This window comes from Candidatus Dadabacteria bacterium, from assembly GCA_026706695.1.
Taxonomy (GTDB): Bacteria; Desulfobacterota_D; UBA1144; order Nemesobacterales; family Nemesobacteraceae; genus Nemesobacter.
On the sequence record JAPOYE010000059.1, the window covers coordinates 1 to 6,915 of the forward strand.

At 48.9% G+C, this 6,915-nt stretch carries 7 protein-coding genes; 5 read left to right on the forward strand and 2 right to left on the reverse strand.

The window, feature by feature from the left end:
* Positions 1–7: 7 nt before the first annotated feature.
* The 3 genes from OXG10_04235 to miaA are packed head-to-tail and all read left to right on the forward strand — an operon-like array spanning position 8 to position 3,239.
* Entirely contained in the window at positions 8–163 is a 156-nt protein-coding gene (locus OXG10_04235) for a 30S ribosomal protein S15 (protein ID MCY3826578.1), read from the forward strand.
* A 46-nt stretch (positions 164–209) separates the two neighbouring features.
* Positions 210–2,297 (forward strand): polyribonucleotide nucleotidyltransferase, encoded by a 2,088-nt coding sequence (pnp, locus tag OXG10_04240; GenBank protein MCY3826579.1) that lies wholly within the window; start codon positions 210–212, stop codon positions 2,295–2,297.
* 9 nt (positions 2,298–2,306) lie between these two features.
* On the forward strand, positions 2,307–3,239 hold the full coding sequence (miaA, locus tag OXG10_04245; GenBank protein ID MCY3826580.1) for a tRNA (adenosine(37)-N6)-dimethylallyltransferase MiaA: 933 nt from the start codon (positions 2,307–2,309) through the stop codon (positions 3,237–3,239).
* A gap of 12 nt (positions 3,240–3,251) precedes the next feature.
* On the opposite strand, the gene OXG10_04250 is transcribed toward miaA, so the two are convergent.
* Complete coding sequence (locus OXG10_04250; protein MCY3826581.1) at positions 3,252–3,650, reverse strand: cytochrome c-type biogenesis protein CcmH; 399 nt, start codon at positions 3,648–3,650, stop codon at positions 3,252–3,254.
* Positions 3,647–4,210 (reverse strand): TlpA disulfide reductase family protein, encoded by a 564-nt coding sequence (locus tag OXG10_04255; protein ID MCY3826582.1) that lies wholly within the window; start codon positions 4,208–4,210, stop codon positions 3,647–3,649. Before OXG10_04255 ends, OXG10_04250 begins: the two co-directional genes overlap by 4 nt.
* Before the next feature lie 82 nt (positions 4,211–4,292).
* Here OXG10_04255 and OXG10_04260 point away from each other — a divergent pair, with 82 nt between their 5' ends.
* Both OXG10_04260 and OXG10_04265 read left to right on the forward strand, forming a co-directional pair.
* The gene (locus OXG10_04260) at positions 4,293–6,527 is read left to right on the forward strand and encodes a bifunctional alpha,alpha-trehalose-phosphate synthase (UDP-forming)/trehalose-phosphatase (protein ID MCY3826583.1); all 2,235 of its coding nucleotides are present in this window, start codon (positions 4,293–4,295) and stop codon (positions 6,525–6,527) included.
* Positions 6,527–6,915 (forward strand): aldo/keto reductase (locus OXG10_04265; GenBank protein ID MCY3826584.1); only part of this gene is annotated, 389 nt, incomplete at its 3' end. The genes OXG10_04260 and OXG10_04265, both read left to right, overlap by 1 nt.

Below are 6,915 nucleotides of genomic sequence, written 5' to 3' on the forward strand. Positions count from 1 at the left end.
ACAGGAACTGTCCGAGCATGTGAAAAGAGCGCCCAAGGATAACCATTCAAGAAAGGGACTGGTTTCCATGGTTGCCAAGAGAAGAAAACTGCTCAATTACGTAAAGAGAGTGAGACCGGAGGAGTACGGTAAGCTGATTGAGACCCTTGGACTAAGAAGATAAGGAAGTAATATTTGGAGGAAATGAATTGACTGAACAATTAAGAGAGATGGAAGCGGATCTGTTCGGAGCTAAGCTGCGCCTTGAAACAGGAAGGCTTGCCAAGCAGGCAAGCGGGGCGGTGCTCGCTTCCTGCGGAGGAACTACGGTGCTTGCCACGGTTGTTGCTTCGGAAGAAAAAATAGAAGATGATTTTTTGCCGCTTACGGTTAACTATCAGGAAAAATCATTCGCAGCCGGGAAAATTCCCGGAGGTTATTTTAAGAGGGAAGGGCGTCCCAGTGAAAAGGAAATCCTTACGTCAAGGCTTATTGACAGGCCGGTAAGGCCGCTTATACCCAAAGGCTTTTCTTATTCCACCCAGGTTATAGTTACGGTTATTTCCGCTGACGGTAAAAACGCTACGGACGTTCTGTCGGTAATAGCGTCTTCAGCGGCGCTCATGGTCTCAGATATACCATTTGCCGGACCCATAGCGGCTCTTACCGTCGGAAAAGTGGACGGCGAGCTTGTTATAAACCCCTCTCCCGAGCAGCTTGAGACCAGCACTATGGAGATAACTGTCGCGGGCACAGAAGATGCTATTGTGATGGTAGAGGGTGGCGCGAAGGAAGTAAGCGAGGCCGAGGTGGTCGAAGCTCTTATGGTTGCCCATGACGGGATTAAGGAAATCGCTTCTTTCCAGAACCGTTTCGTTGAAGGAATCGGGAAGGAAAAAAGAGAGGTTCCCGCTGTCGAAACGGATGATGCGCTTGAAAGCGAGGTTCGTTCATCTGCGCTCCCTTCTCTTGAGCAGGGGATAGTGGCTGATTCAAAGGACGGTAGAAAGAAACTTATAAACCAAGCTTATGAAGAAACGGTAAAAAAACTGATTGAGGAACGCCCGGAAGACAAATCCAAGATTGACAAGGCGTTTGATGAGTTGATCAAAGACTCAGTGAGAAGCAAGATAGTAGAGGGCACGAGACCTGACGGAAGGGACTACACGACGGTAAGGCCCATATGGGGTGAAGTGGGTCTTCTTGAAAGAACCCATGGTTCGGCGCTCTTTACCCGCGGGGAAACCCAGGCCATAGTCGTCACGACCTTGGGAAGTTCATACGACGAGCAGAGAATAGACGCGCTTGAAGGCGACCAGACAAGAAGTTTCATGCTGCATTACAATTTTCCTCCCTACTCCGTCGGAGAGACGAGCTTCCGGCTGGGTCCCGGCAGAAGAGAAATAGGGCACGGTGCACTTGCCGCAAGGGCGATAAAACCCGTTTTGCCGGATAAAGAGGATTTTCCCTACACTATCAGGATCGTTTCCGAAATACTTGAATCAAACGGTTCTTCGTCGATGGCGACTGTGTGCGGTTCCTCGATGTCTCTTATGGACGCGGGCGTGCCTATAAGTGCCCCCGTGGCCGGCATAGCTATGGGACTTATAAAGGAAGGGGACAATTTCGTCGTTCTCTCTGATATTCTTGGTGATGAGGACCACCTTGGGGACATGGATTTTAAGGTGGCCGGCACCCAGAGCGGTATTACCGCTTTGCAGATGGATATTAAGATAACTGGCATAAACGAAGATGTTCTCACAACTGCACTTGCTCAGGCAAAAGATGGCAGAATGCATATTCTCGGGAAGATGGAAGAGGTGATTAGCAGACCCAAAGAAGAGCTTTCCGAATACGCTCCGAGAATCCTTACGATCCAGGTAAAGCCGGATAAGGTCAAGGTTGTTATAGGCTCCGGCGGCAAGACTATAAAGCAGATAGTCGAGGACACGGGAGCGCAGATAGATATACAGGATGATGGTCTGGTCAAGATTTTCTCCCCGGACTACGAAGCCTGCAAGAAGGCCGAGGGCATCATAAAAAGAATCGTTGAGGATATAGTCGCCGGCAAGTTGTACGTCGGCGTGGTTAAGCGCATTCTGGATTTCGGAGCGATAGTCGAGCTTGGTCCGGGAAAAGACGGGCTTCTGCACATCTCCGAACTTGAAAACCGCAGGGTCGAAAAGGTAACCGATATCCTGAACGAAAAGGACGAGGTTCTCGTAAAGTGCCTCGCGGTTGAGCGTGACGGCAGGGTGAGGCTCAGCAGAAAGGCCGCGCTTGACCAAAATATAGAAGACTACAGAGTTTCCGACTAACCCGCACAGTTGAGTCTTTCCCGGGAAAAACCGAAGCTGGTTGTTGTTTTGGGGCCGACGGCTTCGGGCAAGACTGAAATGGCGCTTGAAATAGCTGCCAGAACAGGCGCTTGCATCCTAAGCGCCGATTCTGTTCAGGTCTACAGGTATTTCGATATAGGAAGCGCCAAACCCACCGAGGAGCAAAGACGGGGGATTCCCCATTTCCTCATAGATGTTGCGGACCCCGATGAGGATTTTAACGCCGGTATGTACATGAGGCTTGCCCTTGATCGCATCAGCAGGCTCGTTGAGGGCGACAGGAAAATAGTTGTCGTCGGGGGAACTTTTCTTTACGTAAAGGCTCTTCTTCACGGGCTTCTTGAAGGTGTTGAGGTTGATCAGGAATTCAGAAGGCGCCTCGCACAAGAGAGGGATGAAAAAGGAGTAACGCCGCTTTACGAAAGACTTCGGTCTGTAGACCCGGTGTCCGCAGAACGGATAAATCCGAACGATTACGTGAGAATTGAGCGGGCACTTGAGGTATATCATACTACGGGAGAGCGCATGTCGGATCATCATCAGCGCCACGGTTTTGCAGAACAGAGGTTTAACGCGCTTAAGATAGGTCTCCTCGGGGAGCGGGAGCGGCTGCGCCGCGCTATAGACGAAAGGGTTGACGCAATGATCGACCGCGGCTGGGTTGAAGAAGTAGAAGCTATAAGGGCCAAGGGATACGGATCCGACTTAAAGCCTATGCAGTCTATAGGTTACAAACGGATAAACGAATTTCTGGACGGTCGGCTTGATTTGAAGACGGCGGTTGAAAAAATAAAGACGGATACGAAAAGGTTTTCCAAAAGGCAGTCCACTTGGCTTCGCGCGGATGAAGACATAAAGTGGTTTGACTCCGAAAGAGGGGATGCCCCGATACTTGAGGCATGTAGAGAGTTTTTCGACTGATTCTCTCTTTGGCTATTTTTTTTCCTCGACTTTGTATGAGTAAATCGTTCTCAGGATTATTGCCGCGCCGATAAGTACAGAAAGCACGGGTAGAAGCCATAATATGACGCTGAATCCTTTGGGTGGGGGGGACGCGAGAATAGTTTCTCCGTAGCTTGAGACGAAATAGTCTATTATCTCTTCCTTTGACTTGCCTTCAAGCAGTTTTGTTTTTATGACAGCCCTCATGTCTCTGGCAAGCTGGGCGTTTGATTCCGCAACGCTCTGCCCCTCGCACACTGGACACATGAGTTCTCCTGATATTTCGGCTATTTGGTCTTCAAGTGTGTCCGCATCCACCTGGAAGGCGATAAAAAAGGCTAGGGACAAAAAAACCCCCGCGCTCAGGATCTTGCGAAAAAAACAGTTCACGGGTTTTCAGTTCTCCGGCTCTGCTCGTTGTAGATAGTTGCGTTCTCTATATAGCTCATGATCATTTTTTCAGTAAGTGGTCCTCTGTGCTTGCCGGTTATGATTCCCTCGGGGTTTACGAAAAAAGTCTCCGGAACCCCTCCCACTCCGTAATCCAGGTGTATCCTGTTTTCCGGGTCATAAATGTTGACGAAGCTTCCCCCGAACGATTTTATGTATTCCTCGGCGCTTTTTCTGTCGTCCATTATGTTTATTCCTATGAACTCAACCTGATTGCCTGAAAGGGACATGTAAGTTCTCTCAAGCGCGGGAGCCTCCTCTCTGCATGGATGACACCAGGATGCCCAGAAATTCACAAGCAGGGTTTTTCCCCGAAAATCAGAAAGCCTTACCTTTTCACCGCTAAACGATTTCAGCGCGAACTCGGGTGTGGGTTTTCCCACAAGCTGTGAAGGGGTTTGAACATTTCCCTTCCCCGAAAGCCCACTCCATAGGGTGTAAGCAAGCAGGGCTATAATAAGGACGGTAAGAATTTTCGGTACCGCGTTTGATATTTTCATACAGAGAACCTGTTCTTTCTAGCCTTAAGTTTTCTTTTGGTTATTATTCCTGCGACTGACCCGTTTATTATAATAAGTTTTCATGAAAAAACTCATAATTGTATCCAACAGATTGCCGACGACCGTTCGGGAGGAAAACGGAAGGCTTTTTTTTGATCCGAGCGTGGGAGGTGTGGCTACGGGCCTCAGTTCCCTTGATACCGATTACGAAAAATGCTGGATAGGATGGTCGGGGATAGATTACGGGAGTCTGTCCGGGGAGCAGGTTTCGGAAATGGAGCGGCGGCTCGCGGAGGAAAATTTCTATCCCGTGGGTTTAAGCGCGGAAGAGGTAAAAGACTATTATCAAGGGTTTTGCAACGAAGTAATATGGCCTATCTTCCATTATTTCGTTCAGTACGGAACCTATAAAAAAGAGTTCTGGGAATCATACATCAATGTGAACACCAAGTTCGCCGCTGCCATTCTCGACGTGGCCCGCGAAGGGGACTACATCTGGGTTCATGATTACCATCTGATGCTTGTCCCAGACCTTGTGAAGAAGCAGCTGCCCAAATCAAGCATTGGTTTTTTTCTGCACATACCTTTTCCGTCTTCTGAAATTTTCAGGCTTATTCCGTGGTGCAGGGAAATAATACAGGGGCTTACAGGGGCTGATCTCATAGGTTTTCACACTTTTGACTACGTAAGGCATTTTGCCGAAAGCGTAAGAAGGATACTTGGACACGAGCATTCTCTCGGAAGGTTTATAATCGGGGAGAGAGAGATAAGAACCGATACTTTTCCTATGGGGATCGACTACGAGAAATTTTCCTCTGCGCCAAAGAAACGAAGCATTCAGAAAAAAAAAGACGAGTTCATAGATCTTCTGGGAACCGATCAGAAGATCATTCTCTCAATAGACCGTCTTGATTACTCAAAGGGAATTCCGGAGAGACTGAGGGCATTTGATCTTTTCCTTGAAAAAAATCCAGAGATAATGGGAAAAGTGGTTCTTTTGCTTGTCGCGGTGCCTTCGAGAACAGAAGTTGTTCACTACAAGATACTGAAAAACGAAGTTGACAATATGGTCGGCGCGATAAACGGCCGCTACGGAACGATCGGCTGGAACCCCATTCACTACATGTACAGATCTTTCGGTTTCGAGGATCTGATCTCCCTTTACTTGGCGGCGGATATCCTTTTCATTACTCCCCTTCGCGACGGGATGAACCTGATTGCCAAGGAGTATGTGGCCGCAAGACAGAACAAGGCGGGCGTACTCATACTCGGCGAGATGGCGGGAACCGCACAGGAGTTGAGCGAAGCAATAATCATAAACCCCAATGACTTGGAGTCCACTTCACGGGCACTCGAAACCGCCCTTGCCATGACCAAAACGGAGCAGAAAAGGCGGATGAAGACGATGCAGAGCCGTCTCAGAAGATACGATATCAGGACATGGACGGCGGACTTCATGGAGAGGCTTGATGAAACGAAAGGGAGACAGCTTAAGATGTTTGCCCGAAGACTCAGTCCGGAAATGACAGGCGAACTGATTGAAAAATACAGGGCGAGCAAAAAGTGTCTTTTGCTGCTTGATTACGACGGTTCTCTCGTTTCCTTCAAGAATAATCCGCAGGATGCGAAACCTGACCCGGAAATCTATTCCGCTCTTAGGGAACTTTCCTTGAGGGAGAAAAACGAGCTTGTCATCATAAGTGGCAGAGACAGAAAGACTCTTACCGACTGGCTTGGCAATGTGACAAACGGCCTTGCGGCCGAACACGGTCTTTGGATAAGACGCGGAAAGTGGAAGATGTCCGATATGGCTCCGGAGGGATGGAAGGAAGAAATAAGACCCATACTGGAAGTTTTCGTCGACAGGACCCCCGGATCGCTTATCGAGGAAAAGAATTTTTCCCTGGCTTGGCACTACAGAAAGGTTGATCCGGCACTCTCAATCGTGAGAGTCGGGGAGCTTAAGGATATGCTCTCGCATATAACTGCGAATCTTGAGATCGGCGTGCTTGAGGGAAACAAGGTCGTGGAAATCAAGGGTTCCTTCATAAACAAAGGCAAGGCGGCTACCCAGTGGCTCAAAGCAAAAAAATGGGACCTTATCATATCAATAGGAGACGACTGGACGGATGAGGACATTTTTGAGGAACTTCCCGAAGATGCCTATTCCATAAAGGTTGGTTTCGGACCGTCAAAAGCCAAATACAGGGTCCGCTCGACCACTGAGGCAAGGGACCTTCTTTTTTCGCTGGCGGACGTAACCCGCGAGATGGAAGATTTATCTTCCAAAACCATGAAGAAGGGGAGGAAGAGATAATGGAATTTGTAGAAATTGCCGGTACGGAAATAAATTCGTCGAGAATAGGCCTTGGGACCTGGGCGATGGGAGGATGGCTCTGGGGAGGAAGCGACAGGAAAGAATGCGTAAGAACGATATACAAGGCGTTTGATAACGGGGTGAATCTGATTGACACAGCTCCTATCTACGGCTTCGGTCTTTCAGAAGAAATCGTGGGAGAAGCGGTTTCCGAGAGCGGAATGAGGGATGAACTGATAATCGCGACCAAAGTGGGGCTTGAGTGGGAGAGGGGAGGAATATTCAGAAATTCCCTCCCGGAGAGGATACGCAAGGAGATTGACGATTCCCTCAGAAGACTGCGCACCGACCGGATAGATCTTTACCAGATTCACTGGCCCGATCCCCT

What these genes read in the sequence shown, in the direction of transcription:
- pnp (MCY3826579.1), top strand. Translation starts at nt 210, where the DNA reads ATGGAAGCGGATCTGTTCGGAGCTAAGCTGCGCCTTGAAACAGGAAGG.
- OXG10_04255 (MCY3826582.1), bottom strand. Translation starts at nt 4,210, where the DNA reads ATGAAAATATCAAACGCGGTACCGAAAATTCTTACCGTCCTTATTATA.
- OXG10_04260 (MCY3826583.1), top strand. Translation starts at nt 4,293, where the DNA reads ATGAAAAAACTCATAATTGTATCCAACAGATTGCCGACGACCGTTCGG.